At 63.6% G+C, this 15,239-nt stretch carries 17 protein-coding genes and 3 pseudogenes; 17 read left to right on the forward strand and 3 right to left on the reverse strand.

The features are described from left to right. The 16 genes and pseudogenes from ACIBJI_RS32340 to ACIBJI_RS32415 all read left to right on the forward strand — a co-directional run. Nucleotides 1–477 (forward strand): annotated as a pseudogene (locus tag ACIBJI_RS32340) (hypothetical protein); the annotation flags it as partial. Nucleotides 478–492: 15 nt separating this feature from the next. Beyond that, nucleotides 493–690: a hypothetical protein gene (locus ACIBJI_RS32345; RefSeq protein ID WP_397087090.1), complete on the forward strand. Its 198-nt coding sequence runs from the start codon at nucleotides 493–495 to the stop codon at nucleotides 688–690. Between the two features lie 425 nt (nucleotides 691–1,115). Then, nucleotides 1,116–2,348, forward strand: coding sequence for a glycosyltransferase (locus ACIBJI_RS32350; RefSeq protein WP_396958968.1), 1,233 nt, complete (start codon nucleotides 1,116–1,118; stop codon nucleotides 2,346–2,348). Continuing rightward, nucleotides 2,345–3,688, forward strand: a complete 1,344-nt coding sequence (rfbH, locus tag ACIBJI_RS32355) for a lipopolysaccharide biosynthesis protein RfbH (protein ID WP_397087092.1) — start codon at nucleotides 2,345–2,347, stop codon at nucleotides 3,686–3,688. The genes ACIBJI_RS32350 and rfbH overlap by 4 nt, the downstream gene beginning before the upstream one ends. Further along, a complete protein-coding gene (gene rfbD, locus ACIBJI_RS32360) occupies nucleotides 3,685–4,554 on the forward strand; it encodes a dTDP-4-dehydrorhamnose reductase (protein WP_364358929.1) in 870 nt (289 codons plus the stop codon). Before rfbH ends, rfbD begins: the two co-directional genes overlap by 4 nt. Nucleotides 4,555–4,980: 426 nt before the next feature. Further along, entirely contained in the window at nucleotides 4,981–5,295 is a 315-nt protein-coding gene (locus ACIBJI_RS32365) for a hypothetical protein (protein WP_397087094.1), read from the forward strand. A 113-nt stretch (nucleotides 5,296–5,408) separates the two neighbouring features. Beyond that, nucleotides 5,409–6,062 (forward strand): hypothetical protein, encoded by a 654-nt coding sequence (locus ACIBJI_RS32370; RefSeq protein ID WP_364358923.1) that lies wholly within the window; start codon nucleotides 5,409–5,411, stop codon nucleotides 6,060–6,062. Between the two features lie 3 nt (nucleotides 6,063–6,065). Further along, nucleotides 6,066–6,473: a hypothetical protein gene (locus tag ACIBJI_RS32375; protein ID WP_364358920.1), complete on the forward strand. Its 408-nt coding sequence runs from the start codon at nucleotides 6,066–6,068 to the stop codon at nucleotides 6,471–6,473. Between the two features lie 557 nt (nucleotides 6,474–7,030). Further along, nucleotides 7,031–7,642 (forward strand): MauE/DoxX family redox-associated membrane protein, encoded by a 612-nt coding sequence (locus tag ACIBJI_RS32380; protein ID WP_397087096.1) that lies wholly within the window; start codon nucleotides 7,031–7,033, stop codon nucleotides 7,640–7,642. A 1,304-nt stretch (nucleotides 7,643–8,946) separates the two neighbouring features. Beyond that, nucleotides 8,947–9,510, forward strand: coding sequence for a hypothetical protein (locus ACIBJI_RS32385; protein WP_397087098.1), 564 nt, complete (start codon nucleotides 8,947–8,949; stop codon nucleotides 9,508–9,510). Between the two features lie 265 nt (nucleotides 9,511–9,775). Next, a pseudogene (locus ACIBJI_RS32390) lies at nucleotides 9,776–10,296 on the forward strand (helix-turn-helix domain-containing protein); the annotation flags it as partial. Continuing rightward, a pseudogene (locus tag ACIBJI_RS32395) lies at nucleotides 10,288–10,875 on the forward strand (ATP-binding protein); the annotation flags it as partial. The pseudogenes ACIBJI_RS32390 and ACIBJI_RS32395, both read left to right, overlap by 9 nt. A gap of 21 nt (nucleotides 10,876–10,896) precedes the next feature. Next, the gene (locus tag ACIBJI_RS32400) at nucleotides 10,897–11,145 is read left to right on the forward strand and encodes a hypothetical protein (RefSeq protein ID WP_397087100.1); all 249 of its coding nucleotides are present in this window, start codon (nucleotides 10,897–10,899) and stop codon (nucleotides 11,143–11,145) included. Beyond that, the gene (locus tag ACIBJI_RS32405; protein WP_397087102.1) at nucleotides 11,142–11,495 is read left to right on the forward strand and encodes a hypothetical protein; all 354 of its coding nucleotides are present in this window, start codon (nucleotides 11,142–11,144) and stop codon (nucleotides 11,493–11,495) included. The genes ACIBJI_RS32400 and ACIBJI_RS32405 overlap by 4 nt, the downstream gene beginning before the upstream one ends. 38 nt (nucleotides 11,496–11,533) lie before the next feature. Continuing rightward, a complete protein-coding gene (locus ACIBJI_RS32410; protein ID WP_397087104.1) occupies nucleotides 11,534–12,046 on the forward strand; it encodes a hypothetical protein in 513 nt (170 codons plus the stop codon). Next, the gene (locus tag ACIBJI_RS32415) at nucleotides 12,046–13,158 is read left to right on the forward strand and encodes a glycosyltransferase (protein ID WP_397087106.1); all 1,113 of its coding nucleotides are present in this window, start codon (nucleotides 12,046–12,048) and stop codon (nucleotides 13,156–13,158) included. Before ACIBJI_RS32410 ends, ACIBJI_RS32415 begins: the two co-directional genes overlap by 1 nt. 28 nt (nucleotides 13,159–13,186) lie before the next feature. On the opposite strand, the gene ACIBJI_RS32420 is transcribed toward ACIBJI_RS32415, so the two are convergent. Continuing rightward, nucleotides 13,187–13,408 carry a hypothetical protein gene (locus tag ACIBJI_RS32420; protein ID WP_397087108.1) on the reverse strand — a complete coding sequence of 74 codons (222 nt, stop codon included), beginning with the start codon at nucleotides 13,406–13,408 and terminating at the stop codon, nucleotides 13,187–13,189. On the opposite strand from ACIBJI_RS32420, the gene ACIBJI_RS32425 reads away from it, so the two are divergent. Continuing rightward, nucleotides 13,392–13,547, forward strand: a complete 156-nt coding sequence (locus tag ACIBJI_RS32425) for a hypothetical protein (RefSeq protein WP_396957031.1) — start codon at nucleotides 13,392–13,394, stop codon at nucleotides 13,545–13,547. The two genes, ACIBJI_RS32420 and ACIBJI_RS32425, sit on opposite strands and share 17 nt — an antisense overlap. A 280-nt stretch (nucleotides 13,548–13,827) precedes the next feature. Here ACIBJI_RS32425 and ACIBJI_RS32430 read toward each other — a convergent pair whose 3' ends face one another. Next, on the reverse strand, nucleotides 13,828–14,340 hold the full coding sequence (locus ACIBJI_RS32430; protein ID WP_364352960.1) for a hypothetical protein: 513 nt from the start codon (nucleotides 14,338–14,340) through the stop codon (nucleotides 13,828–13,830). A 463-nt stretch (nucleotides 14,341–14,803) separates the two neighbouring features. Next, nucleotides 14,804–15,160, reverse strand: a complete 357-nt coding sequence (locus ACIBJI_RS32435) for a hypothetical protein (RefSeq protein ID WP_397087110.1) — start codon at nucleotides 15,158–15,160, stop codon at nucleotides 14,804–14,806. Between the last annotated feature and the right edge of the window lie 79 nt (nucleotides 15,161–15,239).

Here is a 15,239-nt window from a genome sequence, read left to right on the forward strand (position 1 = left end):
ATCGAGCACGAGCCCGAAACTCACACAGCCGAAACCGAATTCGGCCCTCCTATCTGCGAGTTCACTCGCATCGAGCGACATCGTGTCGCAACGGCATTTCCGGACGTTCGGTTGCCGTCGCCTTGGTCGGTCGGCATATCGAATCTGGAACATGTTCTCCCAGTGGATCACCTGCTGTCGGTGGTCCCACGACTGCCAGTGGAACCTGCGTTCGCCTATCTGCTCGCCGAACTCGTCACCGTCACCGCCACCGTATGGAAGACGGCCTACAGTTTCCGCCACGACACGATCAGCGATCTCGGCATCACCACCTGCACACCGAACATGTGCTCACCAATGCATCTGGTCATAAACGCGACGTTCGTCGCGCTCGGTTCACTGACCATCGTGGGAGCCATCGGATTTCGCGACTACATCCCCCACGGGCCGCGCCAGTACGCCGACCCGATGTTGTTCTGCCCCAAACTTATTCACTGAAACCAGGTAGCTGACATGACCGTGTTGATCCTCGGAGCCGCCCTGCTCGTCACCGGGTTCCTACTCGGCATTTCCCTTCTCGTCACCGCAGGGATCGTGATCCTCCTCATCGGAGCAGTAATGATGTTCATGGGAATCGGGGGCGGTTCCGGACGCGGCTGGCGCCACTACACCAGCCGACCCCGCCGCCGTCGGGCGCGGCATAGCTGGTAGACCAAAAGCCCTCCTCGTCGTGGTCGCCGAGTTCGAAGCCGATCTCGGTGATATGCGCACCCACGACGGCATGGCAGAGGCCCGCCTCGAGAGCAAACAGCCGAAACTGGCTCTCGCCACCTGTGTTTGCGGATCGCCGCATGTGACGAACGCGGTCAGCAGCGCCTCGCGAAACGCGCCCTCGAGATCAGCCAGTGCGTCCCCGGGCCGCGACGCTCTCGACTGTCGGGTTCCACCTCGACCCGTATCGCAAGGGGAGGGCGGGCGAAATCCAGCCGAGCGGCGGATCGCGGGAGTACCGACATGCACTGCCTCAGCCTGGCTTTCACCGGGCAAATTACTCGACACCTCCCGAGCTGAAACAGTCGCTGGCCTGTTCCGCGGAAACCGTACGGCCTTGTGCCCCAATGTGTCACGCTGCCGACATGGCTTTCTTACGGGCAGATCGCATGCGCGTGCTGGTGACCCTCAACCAGTTCGAATCCCACTTCCGTGGACTGGTCACACTGGCCGACGCGATAAGCAGGCATGGCCACGATGTCCGCGTTGCGGCACCCCAGAAGTGGGGCGCCTGGCTGCACAGCAACTACGGAGTCGAGACCGTGGACGTGAACATACGGCGGGCCAACCGCGAGTTCGATGCAGCCATCTTCGGACTTCTGCTCGACCGGGACATAGACGCGTTCGACCGGATGTACATGACGGAGTTCCTCGGCGACCGGATCGCCCTGCGTATCGCGGAAGACGTACTGAACCTCTCCGAACGGTGGCGGCCCGATGTCGTCCTGCACGAGTGCTCGGAATTCGGCGGTTACCTGGCCGCGGAGGTGCTCGGAATACCACACGTCACGGTGGACATCGGCCCGCTGCAGCTTGTGCGAAACCTCCACGAAGACCTGATCCGACCCGCTCTGACCATTCAGCGGGCCAAACTCGGGCTTCCGGAAGAACCGTCGACACCGGGAATCCTGCGGCATCTCACGGTCTCCTTGACGCCGAAAGAATTCAATAACGCCGATCTCGACACCCCACTGGTCCGATACCGGCACGAACCACCGGTACGTCACAATGATCAACTGCTCCCGGACGTGTTCACGTCGATGCCTGGCGATAGGCCGATCGTTTACCTCTCACTGGGCTCGATCGGACCCTTCTCACCGCGGTTCAGGGATCGAATGGCCGAAATCTACGGAGAGGTCTTCGCGGCCTTGGCCGAACTCCGGTGTACCGCGGTCGTCTCGCTGCCGTCGCTGTACCAGGACATATTCCGGTTGCTACCGCCACACATCCATGTCCTGCCGTACGTCCCCCAGTCCCTCGTATTGGCGAACGTGGACCTGTTCATCACGCACGGTGGATTGAATTCGATGCGCGACACGATAACCTACGGAGTCCCGCATGTCGTACTCCCCTTCTTCGCCGATCATCCCGGAAATGCACGACGCTGCGAAACCCTCGGCACCGGCATCCACATCGATCCCATGACCGTCACCGCCTCGGATGTTTTCACCGCCTGCCAGCGGACCCTCGACGACCCTGCCTACCTGCAGGCCGCGCGAGCGCTCAAACGACATATGTGGGCACTGCCGCCACAATCTGCATTCGCCGATGACCTCGGAGATCTCGTTCTAGGCTCGCACCGGGAGAAAATAGAATGAATGATAGAGACAATCTGCTCACGATAGTCCGACGGTTCCACAATTCGCAAACCGAGCATCCCTTCGTCGCAGGCGTCACTGAGATCCAATCATCCGGCGCCTGCCTCAATGACGACGACCGCGTCGCCGTCGTCGAGGCCGCACTGGATATGCGTATCGCGGCGGGAATCCTGGCACATCGATTCGAGAACGAATTCGCCAGAAAAATCGGACTCCGCAAGGCTCGACTCACCAACTCCGGATCATCGGCGAACCTGCTCGCGGTAACCGCATTAACCGCCCCGGAGTTCGAGGATGCCCGGCTGCGCCCCGGGGATGAGGTCATCACGGCTGCGGCCGGATTCCCGACGACAGTGAATCCGATACTGCAAAACGGATTGAAACCGGTGTTCGTAGATATCGATTCCGCCACATACAACACCACACCGGAAGCCGTGGCGGCGGCAATCGGCCCGAGAACCCGTGCCGTCGTACTGGCACATACGCTCGGTAACCCGTTTCCGGTGGCAGAGATCTCCGCGTTGTGCGCGGAGCACGGCATGTTCCTGATCGAAGACAATTGCGATGCAGTCGGATCAACATACCAATTACGCGCTACCGGCACATTCGGTGACCTGGCCACCGTCAGCTTCTACCCGGCACACCATTTGACCACAGGTGAGGGCGGATGCGTCCTGACCAACAACCTGACAACAGCTCGCGTCGTGAAGTCTCTGCGCGATTGGGGACGCGACTGCTGGTGCGAGCCGGGCGAAAGCAACAAATGCGGAAAGAGATTCAATCAACAGCTTGGCGGGCTTCCCTACGGATACGACCACAAGTACATCTATTCGCATATCGGCTACAACCTGAAAACAACAGATATCCAGGCTGCGCTCGGGCTCTCCCAGCTGGCCAGACTAGACGATTTCTGCGCCCGTCGGCGTCATAACTGGCGTCGGCTTCGCGAAGGCCTGGACGGGATCGGCCATCTCCGCCTGCCGGAACCAACATCCCACAGCGATCCGAGCTGGTTCGGATTTGCCCTGACGGTGCTGCCGGACGCGCCTTTCGGCCGTATCGACATCGTCAATTTCCTCGAAGGCCGCAAAATAGCGACCCGTGGCCTCTTCGCCGGAAATCTCCTGCGCCATCCGGCGTACTCGAATATCGAGTGCCGGATTTCCGGAAGCTTGGCGGCCAGCGACTACGTCGCCGACAACACCTTCTGGGTCGGCGTATACCCGGGCATAACCGACGAGATGACCGACTACATGATCGCCTCGGTCCGAGAGTACGTTTCCGGCTACCAACGCTCCCGGGTCCGGCTCGTGGCGACCTCGCCCGAGGACAAGCGGTGAACAGGCTGGTGGTCACCGGTGCGGACGGACTGCTCGGCAGCGGGATAACGAGGGCGACCAGCCCGTTTCATCGTGCCGATCGACAGGTGCTCGGGTTCGGATCGAAAGAACTCGACATCACCGATGCAACGGCGCTGCACGACACCGTCGGCCCCGGCGATGTGGTCATCAACTGCGCGGCATACACCGGCGTAGACGCCGCCGAGACCGAAGCCGATAAGGCGTTCGCGGTCAACGGGGTCGGCCCGGGACTACTGGCCCGAGCCTGCGCGAACAAGGGAGCGCGACTGCTGCACATCTCGACCGCGTACGTCTTCGACGGGTCGGCGTCGAGTCCATGGGAGACCTGGTCACCGACCGCCCCGTTGAGCGTGTACGGAAGATCCAAGTTGGCAGGTGAGGAGGCCGCCCGAGCAGCGTTGCCCGATGTGCGGATCGTCCGCACCATGTGGCTGTACTCGGGGACCGACAGGGATTTCCCGGCCGCACTCGTGCGGAGATGCTCCCGGGGCGAGCACGTCGCGGTCGTCACCGACCAGATCGCGTCCCCAACCTACGTCGACGATCTCGTATCCGCTCTGTTCGACCTCGTCGCCCACCCGAATCCACCGCGACTGCTCCACGCGACCGGAGGCGGCGCCGCATCCAAATACCGATTCGCTCATGCGATTATCGAAGCGGCGGGACTCGATGCGGACCTGTTACGGCCCTGCCGGACATCGGATTTCCGAGATGCCGCAACCCGACCCCGGAATGCCGTTCTGTCGAATTCATCGTGGATCGACTGCGGCCTTACACCACTACCACACTGGCGTGACGGACTGCGTCGCGCTGTCAGGGCTGCAGTTCGGGACATCCGGCCGTGAACGGAGCGAACCGATGACACAGCGCTCGATGTCCGCGTACCTACGGCTGCGGCTGACTTCGGCCTACGCCGGTATCCGGCGCAGGCCTCGACCAACGATTCAACCCCGGCCACAAAACATTTGAACCAGACAACAACCCGAAACCGATCCAACCAACAGAACCCGACATCAACCTCTTCCGCTCAGCTACCTCCACTGGAATGCCGAAAAGTATTGCAGCTCAACAGAATGCCGGCGTCTCCATGTGATCACAGATTCTGTACTACGCTCTAGCGACGCACAATAGAAGTACTCGTGCACACATCTGCACCAATATTGTTGCGGCTCCATGATCGATTCCCCTCTCGCGCACAGATTCCTGACAGATCTGCCAAATTGCGTCACATCTGCCCCCTCGCGGAAGTTTGCGGGCGCAGGTTATCGCCGATGATCGCGGCCGTCATCCCGCCCCATTCCCCGCTACAAGAACTCATCCACGGCCACCTCCCGACATCCCGGACGGTGCGCCCTGCCGACGGTGATGTCGTCTACGGGATCTGCACCCTCGGCGACGGGGGCCGCGTCCTCGACAAGCTCGGCTTCGCCGCCCTCGACTGGCGACCGGGCACCCGCCTGGAGCTCACTTGTCTCGACGCTGGATTGCTGCTGGCTCGACCGGCCATCGACGGACATACCGTCATCGCCGCGGGTGGGTACTTCCGTATTCCAGCCCTTCACCCGGATGCTCCGCGCTACCGGTAACCAGAAACTGCTCCATAGGCCGTTGATGTATCAGCAGGACAGCACACCGACGAGCAAATTCGTTCGAGGAGCGACCCCTGCGCAATCGGTTTGCAACGCATAGCATTCGGGACATGCACCGTGGCAACTGGTTCCGTGTCCTGCTGTGCCTGGCAGTGCTCGGCAGTACCAGCGGATGTATCGGGGCGGTGGACCGCGCGGATTTCGAGGACCAGATTCGAACGCGCGGCGGCGGTCTGGTGAGCGCCCTGCCGCAGGCCGCGATCGCCGCGCTGGCCCAGCGCATCGACGCCAGCGACCCGGATGTGAACGTTATCCTCCTCACGGCACCGAACTCCACCCAGTTTCGGCTCGTCCTGAACAACCAGCCTGCCCAGGTGACCAACTTCCTCGCCGGAAGCGATTTCACCGCCCGCGAACCCACTGTCCGCCTGCGCGTCCGGCCGCACGGTCTGTCCCGCGTGATGGACGACTACTCCTTCACCCTCGGAGACCTGAGTGCCCCACGCCCCGTGCGGGTTTCCTCCTTCGACGACCTGGACGGCGAGAACTTCACGATCAGCGAGGTGCCCGGCCTCTCGCGTATCGAAGACATAGTCGATACCGCCCGCACGCGCAGCGAAATCCCCGACGGACAGGTCACCGCCATCGTGGTGAGCCGCTTCGGCCGCGACATCCGCATCGTCGCCAACGTGGTCTCCGCCCGCTCGGAGGTGGTCGCCGAATTCGACCGCACCGGCGTCTTCCTCCGAGCCCAGCAGGTATAGCCGATGCCCCGTGTAGTGACAACCCTCTCGACCGGCCTCCTCGTCGGTGCCTTCAGCCTCGTCGTGCCCGTCGCCATCTGGCCTGGCGAAGCGAAACTCACCGCGCCCCTGTTCTGTTCATCCCCGGCCACCGAACCCATGGTCGTCTCCGACACCTTCCACGACTCCGAAGGCACCTCCACCAACTACACCCTCTACTGTGTAGGAGACCACGGCATTCTCACCAACGAGGGCTTCGCCCTCCCGATGTTGGTGATGCTTACCGCGCACACCGTGATCGTGACCACCCTGGTACTGCTCGCCACATTGTTCAAAACCAGGACAGAGCCTGTGCGCGATCGGCCTGTACAAGGTCCCCTTCAATCAGAACCGAATCCGCACATCAGTACTGAAGACTACTTCGAACACTGACCCGCCGGCCGCCGCTCGGCGGCGGGCATGCAATCCCAGACTCGGGCTGCCCTGGCGCATCCGCGGTCTGCGGTTGCAGGCCACCGAGCTGGACTGGTCGACAGGCAACGGCACCGCGGTCGCGGGCACCAGCGAAGCATGGCCATGGCCATGGCCGGACGCCCCGCCGTGATCGGCGAACTCAACGGCCCCGGCCTACCACCCTCGCCGCACGGCTCGAGCGCTGACCGCCTGTCGTCGCACGGACGCTGGTTGCCGTGGCCGCCGGCCAGGCCGGGTGGCCCCGGTGCCCAAGGCTGGTGCCGGGCCGGTGAGTCGGACCCGAAATCCGCTGGCAGGCGGCATGGATTCCGCTAGCCTCGGGTTGTCCTTTCCGGCCCTGTGCTCAACAGCGGGCTGACCGTGGTGTTTCATCCCAGATCGTTCATAGCTGGGGGCTTTGTTCTCCAGATGTCGATGGACGTGGATTGGAGGCATGTGCGCAGCTCATCAGTGGTCCTCGCGAAGCGGCGCGCTGGACGTGAGAGTTCGTTGTCATCGAGCAGGTGGTGGCGTCGATGATCGGCCCCGTTATCGAGTTGGTAGTCCGCATAGGTGTGGGTGGCTTGCTCATCCTCGCCGGGTCCGCGAAGGCCGCTACTTCGGTGTCGTGGCGGGTGGAGTGGCTGGACTCTTATCAGTTGCTTCCTCATCAGGTGCTGCGCGCGACCGCATGGCTGCTCCCGGCGACCGAGGTGGTGGTGGGGGCCATGTTGGCGCTCGGAGCCTTCGATCGCGGCGGCGCACTCGCCGCCGCGGCAGTGCTGGCGATGATGACCCTCGCGGTGACGATCGCGCTGCTTCGTGGACAGCAGGTCTCGTGCGGGTGCCTGGGCAAGCTAGGAACGCTGATCTCGTGGCCGGTCGTGGCACGCAACCTGGTGCTCATCGCCGCCGTGGTCTGGACCGCCGCACGCGGGATGACCGGCCCGGCCATCACCGAGTTCGCCCCGGCAGTCCAGATCACCATCATCGGCGCTCTCGCCGCAGCGCTGAGCCTGCTGGCCTACCGACACCGCACGCCTGAACCGGTGCAGGACCCGTCGGCGCACCCGCACGCCCATGCCCCTACCGAACCGGCCGATCTGCCTTTCCCACAATTGAATTCGACTCGGCAGGCCCACCGGTGACCACCCGCCGAGATCTGCTCCGACGCCTCGGAGTCACCGCCGCGCTGGCCGCCACCATGTCGGCGATAACCGCGATCTTCCCCGAAATCGCCAACGCCGCCTGCGACTCGAACGGCTGCAAATGCGCGCCAGGAACGAAAGGCGGGGTGTACTGCGGCTGGTGTTCTGCGGTGACTTCCCCCGGTCAAGGCGGCAAATGGAGCGACGCCTTCCTGTGCAACGGAGAGCAATGCTGCCGCTACGGTCCTCGATCAAGCTGCGCCGACTCTTCGAATTTCTCGCCGTGCGGCTGAAAGATCTGAAGACCCCCGCCCGCAGCGGACTCGCTCGTCGCCACGTGCCCCGTCTCGCCGCAGGAATTGAAAGGAGAGTGTTATGACCCACCCCCGCAGGACTGTCCTCCGCCACGCCGGATACGGCACGGTCGGGGGCGCGCTCCTGGCCGCTCTGACCTCCGTGTTTCCGGAGTTCGCCTCCGCCCGCGCACAAACTCGAGGACCAGCCCAAGGGGTCTCGGCGGTGGACGATTGCTCCGATCCCCGTCGGTGCGAAGCACGATGCAAATGCAACGGCTACCAGATCGGCAAGTGCCAAACTATCAACGGCCAGGCAAAAGCCTGCTGGTGCAGCAACGATAACCAGCGCTGGTCTACGGCTCCGTCCACCTGCCCCTGAACATCTGACACCGCCGTCACTTACCGAACAGCACAGACTGGAACGCCCATGGTTCACCCTGCTGGGTTGGTCTGAACGGCGTCGCGTGGCCGCTTGCTGAAGTTTGCCGGGTCGGCGATCTGAATCCTTTACGGGCCAACGTCAGATCGGCTCGACGGCAACGTATTCAGACCGCAGCCCTGCGCTCGGCGCGAGCGATAAAAGCCAGAAGCGGACTTTCCCGGCTACGGTCGCGGTGTATGCGGTGGTGGCTAGCTCCGCGCCGATACCGGGCATGAAACCTACCTCGGTTCCACGCCCAATGGGATGCCTGGCCATTTCTGGTGGGGCGCGGCAGGCAAACAATGACACCGACACCGGGCTGTATACGAACAGTGGTTGTACTTCGCCCAGCAGGTTCCTCGGGTCTCGGCAGACGGACGAATACGCCGCGCCGTTCCAGACGTTCGTCAAGTTCGGATAGCAACCTGCCTCCAACACCGTCCGGCTGACCCTTTCGAACCGGGTCAGCCGGACGCACGCTCGTCGGCATGAACGCGCACAGCGGCATGGACGTGCGTTGCCGTTGTGGGAAGGCTGGGCGTCACCTGATCAAGCTGTCCACGAACGATGGCCGTAGCGTCGCATCGGTGAGTGGTGAGAGCCGTTACCAGGCATACGAAGCAGACCTATGGGAACGATTGGCCGCGCTGCTGCCCTCGGTCGACGACACCGAGAACTTTCGCGACTGCAGAAAGACCGGCCGACAGGAAGCCGGCCTGTGGATCTTGACGCGACAGTTACTCGAGCACGAAGTGCCCATCAACGATCGAACGCGCGCCGAGATCGAAGTGCTGGCCGAGCATTGGGCCGAACGACTGGTGCGTCACGACGAAATCATTGCTTGTGCACGGGATTCCGATGGCGAGGCTTCCATTCGACTGCTGCCTGACGATTCTTCGACGCCGATCGACCCAGCACAACTCGGCATCACAGACTCCAGCCTGACAGGTTTGCTCGTCGTTCCGTGGCTCGAATGCCTACGATGCGGGCAGGTGCTGGATCGCGTCCATGCATTGGAGCCGTGGGGCGATCTGCGGTATCTGGCTGCCTACTACACCGTCCGGCATCGTGCCGGGTCGGACGCTGCTCCCGAGATCTTCGACGGGGCGGACCTACACAGCGCGTTCGAGTTGCTACTGACCTGTAGCTGACCGCCAATGACCTCGATTCGGCTACCGCGTGTTCGACAAACCCACGCCGATCGCAGATGCGAGAGTTCCCCAGCGCAGCCACGGGAATAGCACACGGTTGTCCGTGGCCATGAGAAAGTCGCCACTGGTGGCCGGTCGTAGGTCGCCGTTGGCGGCCAGGTAGAAGTCTCCATTCCCTTGCTCGTCGTTTCATGCCCGGAGCTCGTGGCCTGGGCAGTGACGGTGATAGCGCCAACTGTCATCCGTCACTGCCCAGGGAGTTCCATTGAAGTCTGCGAGGGAGCGAATGGACATTATTTCCGCCTATCGAGAGGTCGGAACCTATCGTGGGGCCGCCGAGTTGTGCGGCACTACGCACAAGACCGTGAAACGGGTCGTCGAGCGTGTCGAGTCCGGCGGTCGGCCGCCGGAGCGGGTGCCGCGGCTGCGCAATTACGATTCGGTGCGCGAGCTGGTCGCTGAGCGGGTCACCAAGTCGAAGGGCCGGATCTCGGCTAAACGACTGCTCCCGGCGGCGCGGGCCGCCGGTTACGAGGGGTCGCCACGGAATTTCCGTCGGCTGGTTGCCGAGCAGAAAGTGTGTGGCGCAAGGATAATCATCGGGGTCGTCGCCCGGCGGTGTGGTCGCCGGGTGAGTATCTGGTGATCGACTGGGCGCAGGTCGCGCCCGGGTTGCAGTTGTTCTGCGCGGTGCTGGCGTTCTCGCGGTGGCGGTTCACCGCGTTCGCCGCTGATCAAAAGCAGTCGACCACGCTGGCCTTGATCGCCGAAGCGTTCGCCGCGATCCCCGTCATCAAGACCCTCGACAACTTCGACGTCGCCTCCTCGTCCATCGGCCAGGCCAGCTTCGACTACCTGTCGAGCCTGGAATGGGTTCGCGCGCAACACAATCTCGCGCTGATCGGGCCACCCGGAACAGGCAAAAGCCACACCCTGATCGGGCTCGGACACGCCGCCATCCACGCCGGACACAAAGTCCGCTACCTCACCGCAGCCGACCTGATCAACACCCTCTACCGCGGCCTCGCCGACAACGCCGTCGGCAAAATCATCGACAACCTGCTACGCGCGGACCTGGTGATACTCGACGAAATCGGATTCGCACCCCTGGACGACACCGGAACACAACTGCTGTTCCGGCTGGTCGCAGCAGCCTACGAACGCCGCTCACTCGCCGTCGCGTCACATGGCCAGCACCATCTCGATACCAGCGACGTCGCGATCGAGATGCCGACCGGTGAAGGCAAGACCCTCGTGGCGCTGTTGATTGCCGACTACGCGCTGGATCAGGGTTTTGTCGGTGGCCTACTTGACGGGAACTCGTCACCTAGCGGAGCAGGTCCAGGAAGAGGCCGACAAGCTTAACACTTCACCCGGTGCGGAGTGTTGATCGGCCCGTCCGGCATCGAGATCCGCCCCTATCATCCGCCGACCGCGCTTAATGCGGGCTACAGCCAAGCCAGACAACGGATCTATCTGTCGGCGACCCTCGGGTCGATGGATGACCTGCAGCGCCGCGTCGGCGGTGGCAAAGTCACCCGGCTGGTGACCGAACAGCCCTTGCCGACCGGTTCGACCGGCGAGCGGATGTTCGTGCTCAACCCGAGCCAGAAAAAGCCCTCGACCCGGCAGTGATCGCCTGGGCGGTTCGGCAGACCATCGCCGCCGGTGGGCGGGCAGCGTGGTTGTGCGCCAGCCACCCCGAAGCCGACGACGTTCAGATGCTTCTTACTGGCTTCGGCCACGACGTCTACCGGCTCCGCGCGGGAGATGACTCCAGCGTGGATGCCTGGAGCCGCGCCCCATTGGGCCACCTGGTTACCGCTGGCCGCTACGACGGACTCGATCTCGCCGGCGATGTGTGCGAGCTGGTAGTCATTACAACAGTCCCGCAATCCAGTAGCGAGTTCGAGCGATTGGGTGTGAATCTTGTTGTGGTCACACCTGATAACGTGTTGACGTTGAACGAGGTGTTTGCGACGTAGCTGACGCCCAGGTAGAAATGTTGCTCACGTGCGCACTGGTGGTAATTTCCCGGCATCTCGACGACGCGGTGTTGTCGGTGGCTCGGGTCGAACGCGCCGCCCTGCAGCGCCTCATGTCGGAACTGCTCAGCGCACCTGCGGTGCAGGTTCTCGCGCTGCTGGGAATAGACAACCACCATGATCATGTGGAGGTCGCCGTGGTGGCGATGCACGCGGTGATCGATCACGCGGCCGCCGACAGGATGGAGTTTCTACAAGGACTTCAACGCGTTGTCGGACCTGCGGCGTCGCCGGCAACGCCCGGGACCAGGTGTGGGCGATGGCTCGCTCGGGCCGTCTCGGACATCGACTGCGAGTTGGCGAAAGATTCGGGCAATCACTCGGTACCGGACCCGGCTGCCGGTGGGGGCGGTACCGACCGGATCACTAAGATCATCCGGCGCTCGCATAGCTCTTGCGGCGGAGACATCCTGTGGTGGCTGGATCCGGCGCCCGAACCGCACCCCGCCGACACGGTCGGCCCCGGAGTGGGGGCACTCCGATGCGGGTGATGTTCGTAGCGACACCGCTGATCGGGCATCTGTTCCCGATGATGCCTCTTGCTTTGCATCTGCGTGCGGAGGGGCACCGGGTGCTGGTAGCAACCGGTGGCGATGCCGCGACGGCGGTTTCCTCCGATGTCCCGGTTGTCGACGTCGCACCGCGCATCGGACACATCCGTGCCGTCGCACAGGGATTGGGCTTGCACCCGGTCCTCGCACTGCGATCCGCGGCGGGAATGGCCGACGCTCGCGGCGGCGCCCACGTGTTCGCCGTCACCAACAAACCGATGATCGACAAGCTCATTCGAGTGGCGGCCCGGTTCGCGCCCGACATTGTGGTGCACGAACCCTTCGCGTCTGCCGCGGCCATTGCCGCGGCCCACCTCGGCGTCCCCACAGTGCTGCACAATATCGCGCTGGACGACGGCACCGTAATTCGACGGGAACTGTTGCGGCTGCTCGGCGGTGCCGACATTCCCGCGAGCACGGCCACCCTATCGATCGCGCCGCCCAGCATCGTCTCTGTCCCGGGTTGGCCCCTGCGATACATCCCGTATTCGACACCGGGCGCATCCACGCCACGATTCCTCCTCGACTCCCCCCGCCGACCACGCATCGTCGTAACCCGAAGCACCATGCTCGGCGACGGCCCCGACGCGATGCTCCGATCGGTGCTACGGGCCGCGCCCGACGTCGACGCCGATATCGTTATCGTCCGCCCGAACCGAACAGTCATGCGCGCCACCAACCTTCCCGGCAACGTCCGAACAGTCGGGTGGATCGCGCTGCACGCCGTGCTCCCAACCTGCACCGCGATGGTCAACCACGGCGGCGCCGGCTCGGTGTATGCGGCTCTGCGCGCCGGAATCCCTCAGCTGGCGACCCCCGCCCCCGGCGACCGCAGGTGGAACGCGGTATCGGTGCATCGCCGCGGAGCGGGTATCGCGGTGCTGGGAAGAACGATCACTGCGGCGCACCTGCACACCTTGATCACCGACGCGCGCCTCGCCGACGCTGCCCGCGCCGTCGCGGCCGAGGTGGCCACCATGCCTGCCATCGACGAGGTCGCAGCCCAAGTCCTCGCATTGGGCAACAACCGGCCGCCCCTGCGACACTCCTGACCGACGACCGGGGGAACCCGGAGGCGATTCAGATCGACAACGACAAGACGAAGGCGCGGATCCGAGGATTGTCGCGGTGTCGCGTCAGATGGTCCAGCAGCTGCGGATCCCACCAGTCGATGGTGCCGCGGAAGCGATTGAGCAGGACCAGCGGGACACCACTTCGCGGACCGAGGCCTAAGATCGTCGCCCGGGAGTTCCATGCTCGCGTGACTGCGGCGCGCAGCGTCGGCGTGTCCAGGAACTTCATCGCCTTCTACTCTGGGGAAGCACTGGACGAGATGGGCAGCGATTCGATGCTGACGCCGATCTTCAAAGTTGCGCACACTGTTGATGTCGACCGCCCCGATCGCGCTGCCCTGGATCTGCTGCGGTTGATGCACAAGTGAGAAATCACCCAACCTCCTACCTCCACAACACCTCACTCCGGCCGGAAGTCGATGTGATCGGCCCAGGTGTAGGCGAGGAACCGCAGCATCGGGTCGTCGAGTCGCCACGGCTGCGCATCAACGCGCTTGTGAGGATGTGCTGCTTTCCCAAAGTTTCTCGCACTTCCCTTGCGGTGTTGGTGTAGCTTCCGCTCGCCAGCGCGGCGGCCTTGTCCTCCCAGATCCTTGCCCGGTGAAGTCGTCGATAGCGCGCGGCCGAGAATCCATTTCCGCGGTGTGCCTACCGCCATCCGTTGGGTTCCATGCGCATAACCGGCTGGGCATCGAGCATTTGGCGCAGCGCAGCATCGAGGGGCCAAGGAAACAGCAGGTCGTGGCCGAGCCGATTGTCCACCGCAGACACCGCTCCCCGCAGCATTGACGTGGTACCGACCCGGTCGACGATCGATTCGAACAATGGGGGCGGCGTCGCCAGGTAATACAGTGGCCGCCGCATTGTCCCCGCCGCTACTCGGCGAGTGGCCCCTCGCCGCAACGGCGCGCTCAATCCGGCGGCATAGAGCAGACCGTCGGGTGTTATCAGCAAACGCTCCGAGGTAACAGTGACGTTGCCGGTGGATTCGCCGCTGCCCCATTCCATCGCCGCAAGTCGGCCGTGCATCACACGCCATCGGGCGTCGTCGGACAGCACCCTTTCGACGTCGTCTCGGCACAACCACGGATACGGCCCGGCGCCGGAATCGAAGCATTGCCGCAGAGCCTCGTCGATGAAATCGAACAGTCGCTGGTTCATCACATGCTCCTCGATCGCGCGACATCCGGACAAGCTGCGTGTCGTCCGGCATAACTTCGTACTAGAAGCATCGCCTCGGCGGAGCGGTCGAGATCCATCATCGCGGCCTCGATATCGAGACTGGCTGGTGGTCGAACGACGGTTCCGCCGCACTCCGGTCCACTGCACCGTGACGCCCTGCGGCTCGGGGCGCGATTCTTCCTTCTTCGGCCAGATCAGCGGGACCCATGTGGTACGTCCGGATAGCTTCGGCTTCTCCGTCGACGCTCGTCACTTCGAACGCGAAGATGGCAACGCGTTCTCCCTTGGCCGGACGCCCGAACGGCCAGGGATTGTCGTACTGTTCCCCCGACGGATTCCCGATCGTCTTCGCGATTATCGTTGTCGGCTCACCCATGATTCTCGTTCCTCACTTTCCGCGGCTTCCGAAGCGTGGGGCCCGTCGCGGATCGAAAACAGCTGGTCAGCTCGACCATGACCGCATAGTCCACCCTATCGCCGGGGCGCTGGGCCGGCCGCCCTTTCGGTCGAGATCTGTGCAATCCGCCAGTCCGAAGCGTGCAACGAGTTCACCGTTGTCGGCATCGAGGGTGATGGTGGCACCGTCGTCGATGTCGCCGGACAACAGCGCCCGCCCAATGCGTGTCTCGACTTCGTGAGAGATGAAGCGCCGCAACAGCCGCGCGTCGTACACCGGGTCGTATCCCTCCTTTTGGGAGTCCGCATCCCTCGCGCTTCGCGCCGGGATCGCAAATACCACCAGGCCAATCCAGGAGCCGTCTGTGGTTTGCCCCCACGCATAGACCAGGCCGGACACCACCTGTGCAGTCGAGTCCGGACGATTTGACGCGTATCGTCACCGCATCACGACGGAATGCACCCTGCGGCGGGATCGCGAT

This window comes from Nocardia sp. NPDC050408 (assembly GCF_044458905.1).
Lineage (GTDB): Bacteria > Actinomycetota > Actinomycetes > Mycobacteriales > Mycobacteriaceae > Nocardia.